This window comes from Streptomyces sp. NPDC052107 (genome assembly GCF_040680215.1).
Taxonomy (GTDB): domain Bacteria; phylum Actinomycetota; class Actinomycetes; order Streptomycetales; family Streptomycetaceae; genus Streptomyces.
On record NZ_JBFAWG010000100.1, the window covers coordinates 1 to 18,286 of the forward strand.

Consider the following 18,286-nt stretch of genomic DNA (forward strand, 5'->3'; position numbering starts at 1 on the left):
GCCCAGCACAACCTCCCGATCGTGTACGTGGTCATGCGCAACCAGGAGTACTCCATCCTCAAGTCGTTCGCGGTGCTGGAGGAGACCCCCGGCGTGCCGGGGCTCGACCTGCCCGGGCTCGACATCGCCTCCGTCGCCCGCGGCTTCGGATGCCGCGCGGTCGACGTGGAGACCACCGAGGGCCTGGAACGGGAGTTCAAGGCGGCCCTGACCGCCGGCACCACCACCGTCATCGTCGTCACCACACAACCCCAGCAGGCCATGCTGTAGGAAACGGGCCCGGACGATCGGCTGGATTCGCCAGTGACGGCATCACCGAGCGTGTCATTCAGGGCTCGTGCGCAAAAGCGTCGAGCCGAGGTACTGAACGGCGCGCAGCGCGACCTCCAGATCGATGTGCCCTTTCTGGACCGGGTGCCTCATGATTTCCTCGGCTTTCCGGATGCGGTACTGCACGGTGTTCTTGTGCAGGATCTGCGCACCGGCGGTGGCGGTGTAACTGCAGCCGCTGTCCAGGAAGATCAGCGCGGTTTCCCGAAGCCGTGCGCTGTTCTCGTCATCGATGGCCAAGGGACCCAGGACGCCCCACACCCAGGCGCGTATGTCCTCGATGTTTCCAGCCATCAGGGCGATGGGCGCGACAGTGGGGAAGTCGGTGAATCGAGGGGCTGGCCGGGCCGCTTCCGCGAGTTGCTGCGCGCGCAGTGCCTGCCGGTGTGTGGAGCGGAATCCCTCGATGCCGTACCCCACGCCCCCGGCGCACATGTAAATGGAAGGGTCGCTGCGCTCGAGCACGTTCGTCAGTTCTTTCCAGGGGACGTCGTCGTGCGAGCCGAGCGGCAGCCAGACCCAGGACAGCGCCGCATCCCGGGGGACGAACAGCGGGCCGGCGGCGCAGGGCAGCTTCGCGGCGATCTCGTCGATGATCCGGTGGATCCGGGCGAGGCCCTCACCCCCACCGTTCAGCGTGGGCGACCACGCCACCAGCCCGAGGTGATGCTGCCGAAGCCGGTAACCAAGAGCTGGTTCGGCCCGAGCGAGGTCGACGTGGTTCTCGGCGAGGATGTCCCGCACGCGTGCGGCGCGCGCCGCGGTCCGGCTGAGCAGCCAGTGATCGCGCTCCTGTCCGTAGACCACGATGGCGTGCTCGGTCACCCGGTCGATGTAGCCGAAGCTCACCTGCAGCATTCGCTGGCTGGTCGCGGCGGAGAGCTCGCAGTCGGCGTCCTGACGGTCGAGCTCGTCCAGACACCACCGCAGCAGACGCCAGTGCCCGAGCCGGTAGGCCCTGACCATGGCGGGAAAGGGAATACCTCTCTGAGCCAGCCTCCTGGCGTACTCAAGGGCAGCCGCAGGTCCCTCGATCCTCTCCAGAGGGATGTCGTTCTCAAAGACATGCAGAAGCGTGGCAACATTTTCCGCGACGCTCGCATGCAGGATTTTGATGACGGTTGCATCTCCCCGGAGCTCCGGGATTTCGGCAATGAGATACTCCCCGATGTCGCGGCTGACCTCGGGGAGGTGCGAACCCACGTTCTCCGCGACCAGGGACAGTCGTTTTGCGGCCTCGGGATGCTCCGCAGCCATGGTCCGATGCTACAGCGCGGCCCGTGATCCCTCCGCTTCTGCGGACGCGACGGGCCCTACCGCGGCAGACTTGCGTGAATACCGTCGGACGCAAGCAGTCCATCGGCGCCCATTACCACCCCGACGGTCGGGACAACGGGCGGCGAATTCGTCCGGGCCGAGCCGGAACTGCCCGGGCACGACGGAAAGGAACCGGCATGAACCTCGCATCCCATGTGGTGAGCAGTGCCCGGACTCACCCGGATCGCGCCGCGCTCCGTCTCGCGGACACCACTGTCTCCTATCGCATGCTCGACCAGTACAGCGCCCGCATGGCAGGGCTGCTCCACGACCGGGGCGTGAAACCCGGGGAGCGCGTCGGGATCATGCTGCCGAACGTGCCGGAGTTCGCCCTCGTCTACTTCGGCGTACTCCGGGCCGGCGGCGTCGTCGTCCCGATGAACCCCTTGCTCAAGTCCCGTGAGGTCGTCTATTACCTCGGCGACTCGGGCGCCCGGCTCCTGTTCGCCTGGCACACCTTCGCCGACGAGGCACAGGCCGGGGCGCAGCGGGCGGACGCGGCGGCGGTCACCGTCGGCCCCGGGGCAATCGACGAGCTCCTGGAGTCCACCCGGTCCGTCGAGGACCTGACCAGCCGCCACGAGGACGACACCGCGGTCGTTCTCTACACCTCGGGGACCACCGGCGAGCCGAAGGGCGCCGAACTGACACACGCCAACCTCACCCGCAACTGCCGTATCGTCGCCGACGAGTTGCTCCAGCTCACGGCCGACGACGTGATGTTCGGTGGGCTGCCCCTGTTCCACGCCTTCGGACAGACCTGCACCCTCAACGCCGCCGTCGCCTCCGGCGCGTGCCTGACACTGCTGCCGCGCTTCGACGCCGGGAAAGCGCTGCGCGTCATCCAAGAGCACGGCGTGACCGTCTTCGCCGGGGTGCCGACGGTGTACAGCAGGCTGGTGCAGCAGCCCGACCGGGACGCCTACGACGTCTCCCGGCTGCGTCTGGCCCTCACCGGCGGCGCCGCGATGCCGGTCCAGGTACTGCACGACTTCCGGGCCGCGTTCGACTGCGTCGTCCTCGAAGGGTACGGACTGTCGGAGACCTCGCCCGTCGCCTCGTTCAACACCCTGCAGGCCGGGCCCAGGCCTGGTTCGGTCGGCACCCCGATCCGGGGCGTCGAGATGCGGGTGGCCGACAGGGACGGCAAGGAGGTACCGCAGGGGGAGACCGGCGAGATCGCGATCCGCGGGCACAACGTGATGAAGCGGTACTGGCAGCGCCCCGAGGAGACCGCCGCCGCGATCCGGGACGGGTGGTTCTACACCGGCGACCTCGGCCGGGTGGACCAGGACGGATTCTTCTGGATCGTCGGACGGACGAAGGACGTGATCATTCGAGGCGGGTACAACGTGTACCCCCGCGAAATCGAGGACGTGCTGTACGAGCACCCGGACGTCGCCGACGCCGCGGTCATCGGTCTCCCCAGCCCCGATCTCGGTGAGGAGGTCGGGGCGGCGGTCGTTCTCAGGCCGGGCGCCCGAACCACGGCCGAGGAACTGCGGGAGTACGTCAAGGGCCAGGTCGCCGCCTACAAATATCCGCGCAAGGTGTGGATCACGGACGCCCTGCCCAAAGGGCCCACCGGCAAGATCCTCAAGAGGGAGATCGTCCCGCCGGCCGAGCTGATGGGGCGATGAGGTGCGCGACGTCACAGGCTCGGATACGGGGATGGCTTCCGGCACTGTCTCAAGGCCGTCGATCAGCCGAGACCGCAGTCCTGGCTTCGATGATCCGGCGGGTCCAGCTGCTCCAGCGCGTCGCGCAGCGCGGCCCGGGACGTGACGCCCAGCTTCGGGAAGAGCTGGTAGAGATGGGTCGAGACGGTCCGAGGAGACAGCAGGAGTCTTTCCCCGATCTGCTTGTTGGTCAGGCCTGTGGCCGCCAGGCGAGCGATCTCCCACTGCTGCGGCGTCAGAGCGGGTCCTCCGGGCAGGACACGGGCGGGCACGGGCATGCCGCAGGCGCGCAGTTCCTGGTTGGCCCGCTCCGTCCACGGGTGGGCGCCGAGCCGCTCGAAGGTTTCCGCGGCGGCACTCAGATGCTCGCGGGCCCGGGCCGGTGCTTTGCTGCGGCGGAGTCGCTCACCGTGGTACAGCCGTATCCGGGCGTGGTCGAAGGGCCAGCGTTCGGCCCCGTCGACGGCAAGGGCTTCGCCGAACCCGAGTGCGGCCTCCTCGTCGCCTTCCGCCGCCAGGGCGGCCGCGGCGAGCAGGACCATGTGCAGCCGCGGTGACACCGCTTCGAGGCCGGCTTCCCTGGCCGCCCCGACGTGGTCGACGGCCTTCTCGCGCCGGCCCGTGCGCACGGTGGCCTCCACCTGATCCAGGACCGACCACAACGCATGCCCGGCGAACGGCGCGAACGTGCCGGCCGGCGTTATCTTGCACGCGTGTCGGCAGGCTTCCTCGAAGTCGCCCTGTGACAGGGCGATCAGCGTCCTGGCGTGGGCGGCGTAACAACCGACGGCATGGCCCCGGCGGGACCCGGCCCACTGGTCCATCTCATCGGCGAACCCCCGAGCAGCCGGGTAGTCGCCGCAGACCGCGGAGACGCAGGCCAGTACGAACTTGCCGGTCCAGGAACGCAGCGGATAGTCGAGCTCCTCGCACCAGCGCAGACCCTGCTGGGCCACCTGGCGGAGCTTTGGCCACTGGCCGGTGAAGAAGGCATGACTGCTCCACAGGAACGAGGCCTGGATGGCGGGGAACATGTTCTGCCCGCTCAGTCCGCCTCGGGCCGTGAGCCGTAGCGGCTCTTCCATCGCACCGAGGCGGTCCGCGTAGGCGCCGGCCGTGGCGATCCGCACGATGCGCACCGGATCCGACGTGCCGTGCAGCGCCTGGACGGCGGCGTCGAGCCGGGCCCAGTCGGCTGGGCGGGCCCGGGCCGGATCGGCGAAGGTGACCCGCAACAGCCGCAGGGTGTCCGGAACCGAGGCGCACTTCGACAGCGCCGCGTCGAAGTCCGACCACAGCTCGCGCCGGCCGCCATGGACACACACCATGAACAAGGTGGCCAGCGCTTCGAGCAGGGTGGGGTCGGTGAGGTCGTAGGGCTCGGGCTGCAGGGCGATCGCGCCGGACAGCAGGCGATGGGCCGTGTCGATGTCCCCGTAGCTGTTGAGCAGATACGCCGCGGCGGCCACCGCGACCGCCGGGGATTCCGCATCGGGGGCGGCCTGTCGCGCGTCGTCCAGCAGGCGCGGCACATCACGCACGTCGCCGGTGAGGTTCGCGCCGACGTACGCGGCCTTGGCCAACCGCCGAGCGTACGCGGACCCCGCCGGGCTCAGCTCGGCGGCGCGCACCAGCGCCGCCACCGCGTTCGGTCCGTCCCCGCGGCGAGCGCTGACATCCGCGGCTTCCTCGAGCAGGGCGGCGATCTGTTCGTCGGGCTCGACGGCGGCCTGGGCCAGATGCCAGGCCCGCTGCTCCGGGACCCCGGTCCATGCCTCCGCGAGGGCGCGATGCACATGGCGTCGCTGGTCGCTGGTCGACAGATCCACCACCGCGGAGCGGATGAGCGAGTGCCGAAATCCCAGCCGCCCGGTCGTGTCGTCGACGCGTACGAGCTGCATGCGCTCTGCCGGAGCCAGGTGCTTCAGGCCGCACCGACCGGCCGCCGCGCGGCGCACGATGAGCATGTTGCCACTGCCCTCCAGCGCGGCGACGAGCAGCAGGTGCCGCGTGACCGCCGGCAACGCCCTGATGCGGGAGGCGAAGGTCGCCTGCAGCCGCTGGGTCAACGGGATGCACTTCGGCAGAGCCTGGGACGCGGTGCGCTGGGACTCGGTCAGCGCGGCAGGGAGTTCCAGCAGCGCCAGTGGATTGCCCTCGGCATCGGCGATCAGACGCCGTCGGACCCGCGAGGCGAGTGCCGGGAAGCGAAGGCGGAGCAACTCCTCGGACGCGGCCTCGCTGAGCGGACCCAATTCCTGTACCGCAAGCCCACTGTGGTCGAAGAAACTCTCCTCCCCGAGCCTGACCGCGCACACCAACCCCGCGCCGGTACCCACAAGCCGATGCGCAACCTGCCCCAGGACGACGGCACTTGCCCGGTCCAGCCACTGCGCGTCGTCCAGCACCAGGAGTACGGGAACGTCGCGGGAAAGGCCCGCGACCAGCGACACCACGGCCTCGGCGACCGCATCGTGCCCGGATGCCGCACCCTGCTCGAAGCCAAGGGCACCGGCGAGGGCCGGTGTCCTCGTCGCCTGTGAGCGGATCTCGGGTGCCGAGGTCAGCAGCTGCTGCAGAGCGCCGTAACTGGCCTGGGCCCGGTACTGCACACCCACGGCATGCAGCACCCGCATCCCCGCGGCCTCGGCTTCCTGGGCGGCAGCGGCGAGCAGCGCCGTCTTCCCGACGCCCGGCTCTCCCACCAGCGCCAGTGATCCGCCATGACGCGGGAGACCGGCCAGGAAGACGCCGAGCCGTTCCATGTCGGCGTCCCGGCCGACCAGGATGCCGTCACTTTCGTCGATGAACCGGTCGACCATGATCGCCCCCCACCGCGCCCGGAGCGGGCGGCAACACCCGCAGGACGCACGGCCGGTACAGCACGAGATGTCCCCAGATGCTAGCCCCCGCCGAACGGATTCGGGCAGGTACCGCGACCCTCCGACGAGGCCTTGGGGAAATCCGCAAGCGGCGGCCCATCGCCCCCGGCCGATCGGCCGACCGGCGTCCACCGAACCACGTCACATCGTCACGGAACTACGTCACATGACGGAATCGACGACGTCCGACCGCCTTCTAGCGTTCTACGCGGACCCCATCCGCCCGAATCCGTCCGATGAAACGGCAGAAGTGATGAGCGAGAACGCGCACCCCCGCAACATCGTCCTCGTCCACGGCGGCTTCGTGGACGGCTCCGGCTGGCAGGGAGTGCACGAGCGACTGACCAAGGACGGGTACCGGGTCAGCATCGTGCAGCACCCGACGCTGTCGCTGGAGGGCGACGTCGCCGCCACTCACCAGGTCCTCGACGCCCTGGACGGCCCGGCCCTCCTGGTCGGCCACTCCTACGGCGGCGTCGTGATCACCGAGGCCGGCACCCACCAGAAGGTGTCCGGCCTCGTCTACGTCGCGGCGTTCGCTCCCGACAAGGGCGAGTCCGTGAGCACCCTCATGGCCGACCCGCCGCCCGGCGCGCCGGTCCCGCCCATCCTGCCGCCCCGGGACGGCCACCTGTTCCTGGACCGCGACGAGTTCGCCGCCGCCTTCGCCGCGGACCTCCCCGCCGACCTGGCCGCGTTCATGGCGGACTCCCAGGTCCCCTGGGGCGTCGACGCCCTCAACGGGACCGTGTCCCAGCCGGCTTGGCGCATGAAGCCGGCCTGGTACCTGGTGGCGTCCGACGACCGCATGATCCCCCCGCCCGTCCAGCGCGCCATGGCCGAGCGGGCCGGAGCCCGGACCGTCGAGACGCCCGGCAGCCACTCCGTCCACGTGTCCCAGCCCGGTGCGGTCGCCGACCTCATCAGGCGGGCCACCGGCCGCTGAGGGCAGGCCCCGACCCCGGACGGCCAAGGCGCAACACCCGGCCGACCGAACCATCAGGCACGCCGGCCACCTGCTGCGGGGTGAGACTCCCGCTCTCGCCCGGCAGGGATGGCCTCGCTCCAGAAAGGGGGTGTGCTCCATCACCGGACGTCTTGGTTTCGGAGAGGTGTTGCGCGGTCACCGGCGCGCGGCACGTCTGACGCTGGAGCAGTTGGCCGAGGTGTCCGGGGTCAGCGCCCGGACCCTGTCGGACATGGAGCGTGGACGGAGCAGGGGGCCCCAGCACCGGACCGTGGCAGCACTCGCGGACGCGCTCGCGCTGAAGGAGGACACCCGCGAGCAGTTTGTCGAGTTGGCGCGCGACGGCCGGCTGCGGGATCACTGGACGCGTCCCAGCGGTCTGTGTGAACTGCCCCGGTCCGTCGAGGACTTCACGGGCCGTACCGCGGAACTGATCTGGACGAGCGAGTTGGTGTACGCCGAGAGCTCGCCCGGTGTCGGTGTGGTGGGGCTGATCACGGGCTCCGCGGGTCTGGGCAAGACCACGTTCGCGATTCGTGCCGCGCATTCCGTGCGGCCGAGCTTTCCCGACGGGGTGTTCTTCCTCGATCTGTTCGGCATGTCCCAGCGGCCTTTGTCCGCCGACGACGCTCTGCGCACGCTGCTCAGGGCGCTCGGCGTCGCGGACCAGCAGATCCCGGGCGACACCCAGGGGCGCGCCTCCCTGTACCGGTCGCTGCTGCGGGACAGGCGTGTCCTGATCGTCCTCGACAACGCCGCGTCGGAGGAGCAGGTGCGCCCGCTGCTGCCGGGAGGGGGCGCGGGCCGGGCGCTGATCACCACCCGACGGTTGCTGGCAGGTCTGGAGGGCGTGCGCAGGCTCGTCCTCGGGCCCCTGCGGTTGCCGGAATCCACGGAACTGCTCACCGGGATCCTGGGCGAACGTTCCGCGTCCGACGGGGAATCGGCCCTCACCCGGCTCGCCGAGCTGTGCGGCGGTCTGCCTCTGGCCCTGCGGATCATCGGGAACCGGCTGGTCAGCCGACCCGGATGGGACGCCGCCGAACTCGCCGCCCGGCTGGCGGACGAGGAGCGAAGGCTGGATCAGTTCAGGGCCGGCGATCTCAAGATCGCCAACGCCTTCGGGATGTCGTACGAGCAACTCGCCGATTCCGCGCGGCGGATGTTCCGGCGGCTCGCCGTCGTGCCCGGGCAGGACTTCGACGCCGCCCTCGCGGCCGTCGCCGGAGGGGTGTCGATCGCGGATGCCTGGGAGGCTCTCGACGACCTGGTCGACCTCGGCCTGCTGCACGACAGCGCCGCGGGCCGTTATCGCTTCCACGACCTGGTCCGCCTGTTCGCCCGCGACCGGCTCCACGAGGAGGAGGGCGCGACCGGGCGCGACGCGCTGACGGGAAGGGTGACGTCGTGGCTGCTGCGGATGGCCACGCTGTCCGGGCGGTGGTTCGAACCCGGCTACGGCCGTCCCAACCGGCCCGACCCCGATCTCGCCGTCCCGTCCTCCGCGGAGGAGGCCGACTGGTGGCTGCGGGTGAACGTGGACAACTGGCTGGGTGCGATGCGGACCGCGGCAGACAGTGGCCGGCACACCCTCGTCCTCGACTGCGCGGAGTCGATGCACTGGTTCTCCGAACGGTGGGCGCACAGCCCGCACTGGCAGGAGGTCTTCACGCGGGGGGCGGAAGCCGCCGCCGCCCTCGGCGACCTGGCGCAGCAGGCGACCCAGCTGAACTATCTGGCCTGGGTTCACTCGGTGCCGCCCAGCGCCCCGGAGGCCGTACGGCGGTATGCGGGCGAGGCACTGGAGTTGGCCACCCGAGCCGACGCCACCGCGCAGATCGCCTGGGCACACGAGTACACCGCTTGGTCACTGCACCTGCTCGGCCGACTTAACGAGGCCATCGCTCCGTCTTCCAGGGCAGCGGAGATGTTCAAGACCATCGGCGACACCGACTCCTACGTCCAGAGCAACGCCGCCATCGCCAACTGCCTTCGTGACGAGGGGCGCTACGCCGAAGCGTTGGAGCAATACCTCGGACTGCTCGCTCTGATGGACGACCCGGGGTCAGGGATGACACCGAGCGTCGCAGCTCACTGCCGGCCCGTCGCGCTGGTCCGAATCGGCCATTGTCTCGGCCGCCTCGGCCGCCGCAAGGAGGCGATCACCACGCTCAGCGAGGGAATCGACCTCTTGGACACGCTCCAGATGTCCGACTACCGGCAGGCCCAAGCCCTGGAAACACTGGCCGCCCTGCTGGCAGAGGAAGGCCGGGCCGACGAGGGCCGCCGTGCCTACGCGCGGGCGGCCCAGGCCTACGAAGCGATCGGCGACACCGAGGCGAGCGGCCGGTGCCACGCCCTGGCGACCGCCACCCCCTGACCCCGTCGAAGGGCGACGCCCACGGAGCTCGTGCGGGTACTTCTGCGTGCTGCTCTGCATGGTCCGGCCGATTCCCCACGACTTGACTTGTGCGCACCGGGACAGACGGCATGGCCTGTCCCCCCAGTTCAGGAGCGACCATGTCAACCATCAGGAACATCGTGCTCGTGCACGGCGGCTTCGTGGACGGATCGGGCTGGCAGGGGGTCTACGACCATCTGACGGCCGACGGCTACCGGGTGGCCGTCGTACAGAACCCGACCCTGTCGCTGGCCGGCGACGTCGCCGCCACCCACCAGGTCCTCGACGGCCTCGACGGGCCGGCCGTGCTGGTCGGCCATTCCTACGGCGGTGTCGTCATCACCGAGGCCGGCAACCACCCCAACGTCGCGGCGCTCGCCTACATCGCCGCGTTCGCGCCGGACAAGGGCGAGTCGGTCGGCTCCCTGATCGCCGACCCGCCGCCCGGGGCGCCGGTCCCGCCGATCCTGCCGCCCCAGGACGGTTTCCTGTTCCTGGACCGGGACAGGTTCGCGGCCTCCTTCGCCGCCGACGTGCCCGAGAAGGCGGCGGCGTTCATGGCCGACTCCCAGGTCCCCTGGGGCGTCGAGGCGCTGGGCGGGGCGGTCACCGAACCGGCCTGGCAGACCAAGCCGTCCTGGTACCTGGTCGCCACGGACGACCACATGATCCCGCCGCCCGCCCAGCGGGTCATGTCCGAGCGGGCCAGGGCGACCGTCACCGAGACTCCCGGCAGCCACGCCGTCTACGTGTCCCGCCCGGCCGTCGTGGCCGCCGTCATCGCCCAGGCCGCCCAAGGACTTTAACGGCCAGTCCTAGAGGCAACGGCGCCACCGCACCGCATCGCCGGCAGGTCTCGCTCGGCTGGAGGCCGTGCGGGACCTGCTCCTGTCCCGACCCGCTCTGAAGGAGACTCCTATGGGCCCTGAACTCACCCGCCGCCGAGTGATCGCCACCGGTGCCGCCGTCGCAGGTACGGCAGCGCTGATGGGACCGCTCGCCTCCGCCGCCTCCGCCGCGGACCGCGCCACGGCCGGAGCCAGACCGACCATCGTGCTGGTGCACGGCGGCTTCGCCGACGCCTCCTGCTGGAACGGCGTCGTCGAACGCCTCCAGCACGCCGGCTACACGACCATCGCCCCCGCCAACCCACTGCGTGGCCTGCCCACCGACGCTCCCTACGTCGCCAGTGTCCTCAAGTCGATCCCGGGTCCGATCGTCCTGGTCGGCCATTCCTACGGCGGTGCCGTCATCACCAACGCGGCGGCGGGAATCCCCAACGTCAACGCACTGGTCTACATCGCCGCGTTCGTCCCCGACCAGGGCGAGCAGCTCGGCGTTCTGATCAACAAGTACCCCGGCAGCATCATCCAGGCCGCGACGCAGGCGGTGCCCTACCCCAACCCCGACGGCACGACCGGCACCGACCTGTACCTGGTGGCCGACAGGTTCCGGGCGGTGTTCGCCGCCGACGTGCCCGTCGCCACCACGCGCCTCATGCAGGCCACCCAGCGGCCCTTCAGCGCCTCCTCCTTCACCGACGTCACCACCGCTGCCGCGTGGCACACCATCCCCTCCTGGGGCCTGGTCGCCGGCGAGGACAAGGCCATACCCCCCGCCCTGGAACGGTTCTTCTACCAGCGCGCAGGGGCCCACGGCGTCGTCGAGGTGCCGGGGGCGTCCCACGTCGCCATGATCAGCCACCCGGACACCACGGCCCGCCTCATCGAAGACGCCGCCAGGGCCACCACCTGACCTCCGGCCCACCAACCCTGTTCGTCCTGCCCGCCGGTGCTCTGTGGGCCCTGCTGCCCATGATCGCCGGCGACCACCCGCACCAGGGCTCCGGCGGCCACGGCCTGCTGCTCGGGGCGCTCGGCGTGGGCGCCGTCGCTGGGGCGCTGTGTCCGGGCTCGCCGCGCGAGATATTGACGGGCCATCAGCTCCTTCTGGCGTCAGGCCTGTTGTACGGCTGCGGCGCCCTGGCCATGGCCCTGTACCGCAACGCGCCGTCGGCGTACTTGCCTCAGCCGCGCGTTCCGCTCCCGCCGGTCCATGGCGACTGATCGTAGACGGACCCCGCCTGGCGCATGACGTGGGCGGGCCGGAAAGCCCTGCCCCCGGCGCCTGCGGCGAGGGGGAGTGGCCGGGCTCCGACTACGCGATGCCCGGGGCGAGTCCGTCCTCGTCGCCTCGTCGTTCCGGACACCACCTCGGCCGGCTCCGGGTCGGGCGTCGGCTCCACGGCGGCTCGGTCCTCATGGCTCTCTTCCTTGTTCACAAGACGCCGTTGATTCACACTCCTCCACCGCATGTCAGGGTCGGCCTCTTGCGCCCGACGCGTTCACCGCGCCATGCGTGACCGGCGACCTCGGGGGTCGGCCAGAAGGCTCGCTTATGGCCGACCTCGGCCGGCGGTCTGGCCGACGGGTACGGATCGGGCAGGTAGGGAGGTTCTCTGGTCACAAGGATGCGACGCCACCGAGCGCATCCACGGACCAAGGAGCAGACCGTGACGAGCGGAACCCCCGCCTATTTCACCGCCTTCCCCGATCTGGCGATGAGCCGGACCTCCTCCGGGGTGCTCACCCTGCGATTCCACACCGACCAGGGCCCGGCGATCTTCACCGGTCGGCTGCACACCGACTTCCCCCGTGCCCTGTACGAGATCGGTGAGGACCGGGACAACCGGGTGCTGGTGCTGACCGGTACCGGAGACCGCTTCATGACCGACATCGACGGCGCGAGCCTGGGCGACATCACCAAGCCCGGCCAGTGGGACCGTACCCTCAGCGAGGGCCGCCGTGTGATGCAGCGGTTGGTGGACCTGGAGATGCCGATCATCGCCGCGGTGAACGGCCCGGCCTCGGTACACAGCGAGTACGCCCTTCTGGCTGACATCGTCGTTGCCGCGGACACCACCGTCTTCAGCGACTTCCCGCACCTGACCTTCGGGATCGTCCCCGGCGACGGCATCCACATCGTCTGGGAGGAAGCCCTGGGCCTCAACCGCGCCCGCCATCTCGCCCTCACCCAGGGCTCCTTCACAGCCGAACAGGCAGAACGTTGGGGTGCGGTGGCCGAGGTGCTGCCTCTGGACAAGGTCCTGCCCCGCGCCCAGGAGCTGGCCGAGACCTTGGCTGCCAGGCCACAACTGCTGACCCGCTACCTGGCGGTCACCCTGCGCCAGCGCGTCAGCCGCCGGATCGCCGAAGGCACCCAGCTCGGCATGGCCCTGGAGGGCCTGACCGCGGCCGATCTCGTCCACCAGGGCTGAGACCGCCGCCGCGACGACGGAGCGAAAATGCAGCACACAACTCCCCCGGAACACTGGCTCGCACCACTGCGCGTCAGCTCGGACCGACTCGACACCGCTGTCGCCGATCTGTCCGACGAGGATCTGTCCCGGCCGTCCTTCGCCGACGGATGGAGCATCGCCCAGGTGCTGTCCCACCTGGGCAGCGCCGCCGAGATCTGCGCCACCCTGGTGGAACGCGGCCTCAAGGGCAGCACGAGGGGCCCGCAGCGCGAAGAACTGCTGCCGGTCTGGGAACGCTGGAACGCCCTGCCGGGGCCGGCCCAGCGTGCCGCCTGGCAGGAGGCCGACGCCCGCCATCTGCACCTGCTGGACGGGCTCACCCCCGACCAACGCGAGAGTCTGCGCGTGCCGTACTTCAGCGGACTGCTAGGCCTCGCCGACTACGCCGGATACCGGCTCTCCGAACAGTCCGTGCACGCCTGGGACATCACGGTCGCCCAGGACCCGGCCTCGACGATTCCCGCACGGGAGGTTGAACTCCTGTGGCAGCGCCTCGACCTGGTGGCAACCCGCTTCCGGGACGCGGAGACTCTGGCCCGGCTCGGCCCCCTCCAGTTCGCGGTGGAACTCACCGACGCGCAGCGCACGCTGCTGCTCGATCTGGACGCCGAACTGCACGTCTACCCGTGCGAGCCCGCCGAACCTGCCGTAACCGTGTCGGGCACCGCCGAGGCAGTGCTCCGGCTGGTCTACGGCCGCAACAGGCCACAGGACGGTGTCGAGGTCACCGGCGTCGCCACGCTCGACGATCTACGGTCGCTGTTCCCCGGCTACTGAACCGGCCTGCGAAACCCCACCACGGCGCCGCCGGGAAGCACGCTCCGGCGGCGCCGTGCCGGCGAGAGGCCACGCGTTGCCCCAACACCCTGCAGGACACCGAATCCGTGTTTTCCGGAAGAGTGCTGGTCTCCGGCGCGTCACGAGGCATCGGCCGGGCGCCGGCCGACCGCCTGAACGCCGCCGGCCGCCGCCCGGTCGGGCCGGTCGGCGAACCGAGGAAACCGTCCTGCGCAGCGGCGCCATCGATGCCTGGTGAACAAAGTTGGCATCGTCCGCTCCGCGCAGACCGATTCGACGGTGAACGCCCCGTGTCCTGGTCGACCAGGACACGGGGCGCTCCCCGTCGAATCAGTTGACGCTCTGTCCGCCGTCCACCATGACCGACTGTCCGGTGACGAAGGAGGCCCGGTCGGACAGGAGGAAGAGCACCACCTGGGCGACCTCGTGCGCCTCGCCGACGCGCCCGAGGGGGATGTTCTCCCCGTGCGGATGGTACTCGGAGCCGTCCTCCTTCTTCGTGATGCCGCTCTCGGTCAGCGGTGTGCGGATGACGGTCGGGTTCACGGTGTTCACCCGGATCGCGTCGGGCCCGAGCTCCACCGCCGCCGCGCGGGCGAGTGCGGCGACGCCGCCCTTACTGGCGCTGTAGATGGAAATGCCCGGGGTGCCGAGTTCGGCGAACACCGATCCGTTGACGACGATCGCCCCGCCCTCGCCCTGCCGCTTCATCTGGTCGGCCTCGGCCTGCAGAGAGAAGAAGGTGCCCTTCAGATTGCCGTCGACGAGGTGATCCCACGCCTTCTCGTCCAGCTCGGTCAGCGGCCCGGCCGTGGCGGTGCCGGCGTTGTTGAAGGCCACGTCGAGGCGGCCGAAGTGGTCGACCACCTGCCGTACGACTGCCCTCGCTCCGCCGAAGTCCGTCGCGTCGGCCTTGATGAACAGCGCCTCGCCGCCGTCCCGCGTGATCTCCTCGACCACTTCCCGGCCCGCGTCCTCCCGGCGCCCGGTGATCGCCACCTTCGCACCCTCCTGCGCGAACAGGAGCGCGCTGACCCGGCCGATTCCGGACGTTCCCCCGGTGATCAGAGCAACTTTGCCGTCCAACATTCCCATGATTCTGGTCCACTCCATCTTGGAATTCGCTCCATGCCAGAAATGGAACCGGCTGCGACATCGGTGCCGACTTTCGGGCCGGGTTCCAGGCCACCCTGTGGGGTGCCGAGCGGTTACAGCGTTCGCTTCTTCGGGGGGATTCCGTGTCGGCCATAGACCGTGGCGATGGCCGGTATAAGCCCGCCGCTTGAAGCCTGGAGAATCCGTCGGCAGCTACCCCGTTCGGCCGACTGCTCAGAGCTCCGGAGTTCTCGGCTGGTGCCCTGCCCCGGAGCAGTTGCGGGGCCCCGTCGCCGATGATGCTGTGGAGCTGCGACGGCCGTACCTTCTGCGTCTTTCCGACACAGCGGCCGTGTCCCTGCCCGTACGCCGATCGCGTATCCCGACATCAACGGAAGGGAACCGGCCATGACGTCTGCATCCCTGCGGGCGAAGAGTCTGGCGGCTCAGGTGCCCGCCGGACGGCCGGCGTCCGTCGCGGAGATCGCGGCCGCGATCGCCTACCTCGCCGATGACGGGGCAAGCAGCTTTGTGCAGGGCGCTGTCCTGCCCGTCGACGGCGGTCGCACCGCCGTCCGACCTCACCTGTCGCCCGGCCCTGTGGCCGCCGCGGGGATCAGCCGGTGGACGGCTGCTCGAACGCGGTGATCAGGCGTCCCAGATCCTGCCGCCGCGAATCCGCCGGCCACACCGCCCACGTCCGGCGAATGAGAGGGTGCCCGGCCAGCGGCGACCACGCCACGCCCGCGGGAATGGGCTGCGACCAGTCCGGCGGAGCCAGCGCAAAGGCCCGCCCGGCGCTGACAGCCGCCAGTTTCACCTCCGCGATCAGCCGCTGCCCCTCGGGTGCCTGCGCTCCCAGATCAAGACCATGGCTGCGCAGGATCGCCGTCAGCTCGTCGTACCAGGCGGGGCTGTCCGAACGAGGGAAAGCCACCCACTGCAGTCCGGCCAACGCGTCCAGCGCGATCCCCTCCGGCCCGGACAGCTCCGCCGCCTGGTCGGCGGCCAGGAGCACGCCCAGCCGCTCCCTGTTGACCAGCATCGCGTCGAACTCCTGCCCGGCCGGACGCTCCCGCAGCAGCCCGAGGTCGAGCTCGCCGGCGTGCAGCGCCACCACCTGTTCGGACGTGGACAGGTGGCGGGCCTGTACCCGGGTGTCGGGGCAGGCTTCGGCCAGTTCCGTGAGCGCGGGGCTCAGCAGCCGCGAGGGGAACTCCAGCGGAATGCCGATCCGCAGCACGCCGCCGCCCCCGCCGGTGTACCGGGCCATCGTCCGCAATGCCTGATCACGCCGGGCAAGCAGGGCACGCGCCTCCCCGAGCAGGGCGACGCCCGCGTCGGTGGGCCGCACGCCGGTGCTGCTGCGCACCAGCAGCTTCACCCTGAGCTGCCGCTCCAGACCACCGACCGTCTGGGACAGCGCCGGCTGGCTGACGTGCAACCGCCGGGCCGCGGCCGAGAAGCCGCCCTCTTCGACCACTGCCACGAAGGCATGCAACTCCCGCAACTCCATGCCCCCATCGCACCATGCCGAAAACGCCGGATCCACGACCGGCCACTGCCTTGGCTCATGGCGCCGATAACGTCCGGTGCAGGAGGCTACGGCCGCAGGCCCCGGGTACGAATTTTCAATTACGGGCCTCATCGGGGAATTCCCGGCACTACCGCTGTCGGGTGGTGGCGAAGCGTCTGCGGTAGTGGGTCGGCGTGGTGCCCAGATGGCGGGCGAACGCGCGGCGGAGGGTTTCGTCGGAGCCGAGCCCGCTGTGATGCGCGGCCGAGGTGACGCTGTGCCCCTCGAGGAGCAGTTGCTGGGCGCGGTCGAGGCGGACCCGCTCGACTCAGCGTGCGGGTGTGGTACCCAGTTCGGCGCGGAACAGCCGGGCCAGGTGCCGGGGGCTGACAGCCGTGGACGCGGCCATGGCGGGCAGGCTGTGGTCGGCTGCCGGATCGGTGAGGACGGACGCGATCAGCGAGCGCAGCAGGTCACTGCGGGCCGGCGGGGTGGTGATGGCCGTGGAGAACTGCGACTGGCCACCGGGACGTTGCATGAACACGACCAGTTCGCGCGCGATGTCCCTCGCCACGCCGGCGCCGTGGTCGTCCTCCACCAGGGCGAGGGTCAGATCGATGCCCGCGCTGATGCCGGCTGAGGTGACGTAGCGGCCGTCGTGGACGTGAATGGCGTCCGGCTCGACGCGCACTCGGGGGTAGCTGCGGGCGAACGCGGTCGCGTGCCGCCAGTGTGTCGTCGCGCGGCGGCCGTCGAGGAGGCCCAGTTCCGCCAGGACGAAGGCGCCGGTACACACCGAGGCGACGCGTGCCGCCTGCGCGGCGAGGAAGCGGGCCGCGGTCAGCAGCCCGTCCTCGATCGGCTCCGTGGCCAGCCGGTCTCCTCCGGCGACCACGACCGTGTCGACCGGACCCGCGTCGCCCGCCGGGACCGTGCCGGTCAGCGCCAGCCCGGCGGAGGTGGTGACCGTTCCCCCACGTGGGGAGACCAGTACCAGCTCATAGGGGGCAGCGAGCCGACCCGCCTGATGGAGCACCTCCGACGGACCGCTGACATCCAGCATGGTCACCCCGTCGAAGACCACAAAGCCAACTCGATGTGCCATGTCCGAATCCGCGGTTTTCCTGGCAGCAGGGACATGGCCCAGCCTGCGTCGCCGGTGACCCTGGGGGCAGATCACCGATCCGGCAAGGAGGCGGACGAGCGATGAGGGAAATGATCGCAGACGTGAAGATTCCGGACAGCGCGCTGGCGCGGGAAGCGACCGAACTGGTCCGCGAGGCGGCCCCGCCGCTGCTGTTCCACCACTCCCGGCGGGTCTTCCTGTGGGGTTCGCTGCGGGGCCGGGAGCAGAAGCTCGGCTACGACCCCGAACTGCTGTACCTGGGGGCGATGTTCCACGGCCTCGGGCTCGCCAAGCGCTTCCGCCGCGCCGACCAGCGCTTTGAGATCGACGGCGCCGACGAGGCCCGCCGTTTCCTGCACGCCCACGGCATCACCGGCGAGCCGGCCGACCGTGTCTGGACGAGCATCGCCCTGCACGCCACCCCGGAGATCCCGCTGCACATGGCGCCCGAGATCGCCCTGGTCACCCGCGGTGTCGAGCTGGACGTCCTGGGGATCGGCTATCACGCGATCTCGGACGAGCAGCGCGCGGCGGTCGTCGCGGCGCACCCGCGCCCGGATTTCAAGATCCCGATCCTTGCCGCGTTCACCGAAGGCATCGAGGACCGCCCCGATACCACCTTCGGGAACGTCAAGGCCGATGTGCTGGCTCACTACGTTCCCGGCTTCCGGCCCACCGATTTCGTCGAGGTCATCAAGAACTCCGACTGGCCCGAATGACCGGCCAGAACGATCCGAACCGGCCGCTGCCACCCCACGGGGTTCCGACAACAAGGACGACGTCGGCCCGCCGCTTGATCTCCCTGTTCAGCCGCTCCAGCGGGTTGGTCGACCAGATCTTCTTCCAGTGCGCCGGC

The 18,286-nt window shown here is 70.3% G+C and carries 15 protein-coding genes and 2 pseudogenes; 11 read left to right on the forward strand and 6 right to left on the reverse strand.

Annotated features, from left to right (window positions below; all coding sequences use genetic code 11):
* On the forward strand, positions 1-270 hold a 270-nt coding region (locus tag AB0M27_RS41110; RefSeq protein ID WP_365730163.1), incomplete at its 5' end, for a thiamine pyrophosphate-dependent enzyme.
* A 54-nt stretch (positions 271-324) separates the two neighbouring features.
* On the opposite strand, the gene AB0M27_RS41115 is transcribed toward AB0M27_RS41110, so the two are convergent.
* A complete protein-coding gene (locus tag AB0M27_RS41115; protein ID WP_365730165.1) occupies positions 325-1,587 on the reverse strand; it encodes a helix-turn-helix domain-containing protein in 1,263 nt (420 codons plus the stop codon).
* 197 nt (positions 1,588-1,784) lie between these two features.
* Here AB0M27_RS41115 and AB0M27_RS41120 point away from each other — a divergent pair, with 197 nt between their 5' ends.
* Positions 1,785-3,287: a long-chain fatty acid--CoA ligase gene (locus AB0M27_RS41120; protein ID WP_365730167.1), complete on the forward strand. Its 1,503-nt coding sequence runs from the start codon at positions 1,785-1,787 to the stop codon at positions 3,285-3,287.
* Positions 3,288-3,349: 62 nt separating this feature from the next.
* Here AB0M27_RS41120 and AB0M27_RS41125 read toward each other — a convergent pair whose 3' ends face one another.
* On the reverse strand, positions 3,350-6,148 hold the full coding sequence (locus tag AB0M27_RS41125) for an AAA family ATPase (RefSeq protein WP_365730169.1): 2,799 nt from the start codon (positions 6,146-6,148) through the stop codon (positions 3,350-3,352).
* A 313-nt stretch (positions 6,149-6,461) separates the two neighbouring features.
* On the opposite strand from AB0M27_RS41125, the gene AB0M27_RS41130 reads away from it, so the two are divergent.
* From AB0M27_RS41130 to AB0M27_RS41160, 7 genes are all read left to right on the forward strand, one after another.
* Entirely contained in the window at positions 6,462-7,154 is a 693-nt protein-coding gene (locus AB0M27_RS41130) for an alpha/beta hydrolase (protein ID WP_365730171.1), read from the forward strand.
* A 166-nt stretch (positions 7,155-7,320) separates the two neighbouring features.
* Positions 7,321-9,555: a helix-turn-helix domain-containing protein gene (locus AB0M27_RS41135; protein ID WP_365730173.1), complete on the forward strand. Its 2,235-nt coding sequence runs from the start codon at positions 7,321-7,323 to the stop codon at positions 9,553-9,555.
* 140 nt (positions 9,556-9,695) lie between these two features.
* Positions 9,696-10,382 (forward strand): alpha/beta hydrolase, encoded by a 687-nt coding sequence (locus AB0M27_RS41140; protein WP_365730175.1) that lies wholly within the window; start codon positions 9,696-9,698, stop codon positions 10,380-10,382.
* A 112-nt stretch (positions 10,383-10,494) separates the two neighbouring features.
* The gene (locus AB0M27_RS41145; RefSeq protein WP_365730176.1) at positions 10,495-11,331 is read left to right on the forward strand and encodes an alpha/beta hydrolase; all 837 of its coding nucleotides are present in this window, start codon (positions 10,495-10,497) and stop codon (positions 11,329-11,331) included.
* Between the two features lie 26 nt (positions 11,332-11,357).
* Positions 11,358-11,642 carry an MFS transporter gene (locus tag AB0M27_RS41150; RefSeq protein WP_365730189.1) on the forward strand — a complete coding sequence of 95 codons (285 nt, stop codon included), beginning with the start codon at positions 11,358-11,360 and terminating at the stop codon, positions 11,640-11,642.
* 446 nt (positions 11,643-12,088) lie between these two features.
* Positions 12,089-12,853 (forward strand): enoyl-CoA hydratase/isomerase family protein, encoded by a 765-nt coding sequence (locus AB0M27_RS41155; RefSeq protein ID WP_365730178.1) that lies wholly within the window; start codon positions 12,089-12,091, stop codon positions 12,851-12,853.
* Positions 12,854-12,880: 27 nt separating this feature from the next.
* A complete protein-coding gene (locus AB0M27_RS41160; RefSeq protein WP_365730179.1) occupies positions 12,881-13,672 on the forward strand; it encodes a maleylpyruvate isomerase N-terminal domain-containing protein in 792 nt (263 codons plus the stop codon).
* Between the two features lie 351 nt (positions 13,673-14,023).
* Here the strand turns inward: AB0M27_RS41160 and AB0M27_RS41165 are convergent, their stop codons facing one another.
* Positions 14,024-14,788 carry an SDR family oxidoreductase gene (locus tag AB0M27_RS41165; protein WP_365730181.1) on the reverse strand — a complete coding sequence of 255 codons (765 nt, stop codon included), beginning with the start codon at positions 14,786-14,788 and terminating at the stop codon, positions 14,024-14,026.
* A 408-nt stretch (positions 14,789-15,196) separates the two neighbouring features.
* Here AB0M27_RS41165 and AB0M27_RS41170 point away from each other — a divergent pair, with 408 nt between their 5' ends.
* Positions 15,197-15,436: an SDR family oxidoreductase gene (locus AB0M27_RS41170; RefSeq protein ID WP_365730183.1), complete on the forward strand. Its 240-nt coding sequence runs from the start codon at positions 15,197-15,199 to the stop codon at positions 15,434-15,436.
* Here the strand turns inward: AB0M27_RS41170 and AB0M27_RS41175 are convergent.
* Both AB0M27_RS41175 and AB0M27_RS41180 read right to left on the reverse strand, forming a co-directional pair.
* Positions 15,405-16,304, reverse strand: a complete 900-nt coding sequence (locus tag AB0M27_RS41175; protein ID WP_365730185.1) for a LysR family transcriptional regulator — start codon at positions 16,302-16,304, stop codon at positions 15,405-15,407. The two genes, AB0M27_RS41170 and AB0M27_RS41175, sit on opposite strands and share 32 nt — an antisense overlap.
* A 148-nt stretch (positions 16,305-16,452) precedes the next feature.
* Positions 16,453-17,409: pseudogene (locus AB0M27_RS41180) on the reverse strand (GlxA family transcriptional regulator).
* Between the two features lie 101 nt (positions 17,410-17,510).
* On the opposite strand from AB0M27_RS41180, the gene AB0M27_RS41185 reads away from it, so the two are divergent.
* Positions 17,511-18,149: a diguanylate cyclase gene (locus tag AB0M27_RS41185; RefSeq protein ID WP_365730187.1), complete on the forward strand. Its 639-nt coding sequence runs from the start codon at positions 17,511-17,513 to the stop codon at positions 18,147-18,149.
* A gap of 49 nt (positions 18,150-18,198) precedes the next feature.
* Here the strand turns inward: AB0M27_RS41185 and AB0M27_RS41190 are convergent.
* Positions 18,199-18,286 (reverse strand): annotated as a pseudogene (locus AB0M27_RS41190) (transposase); the annotation flags it as partial.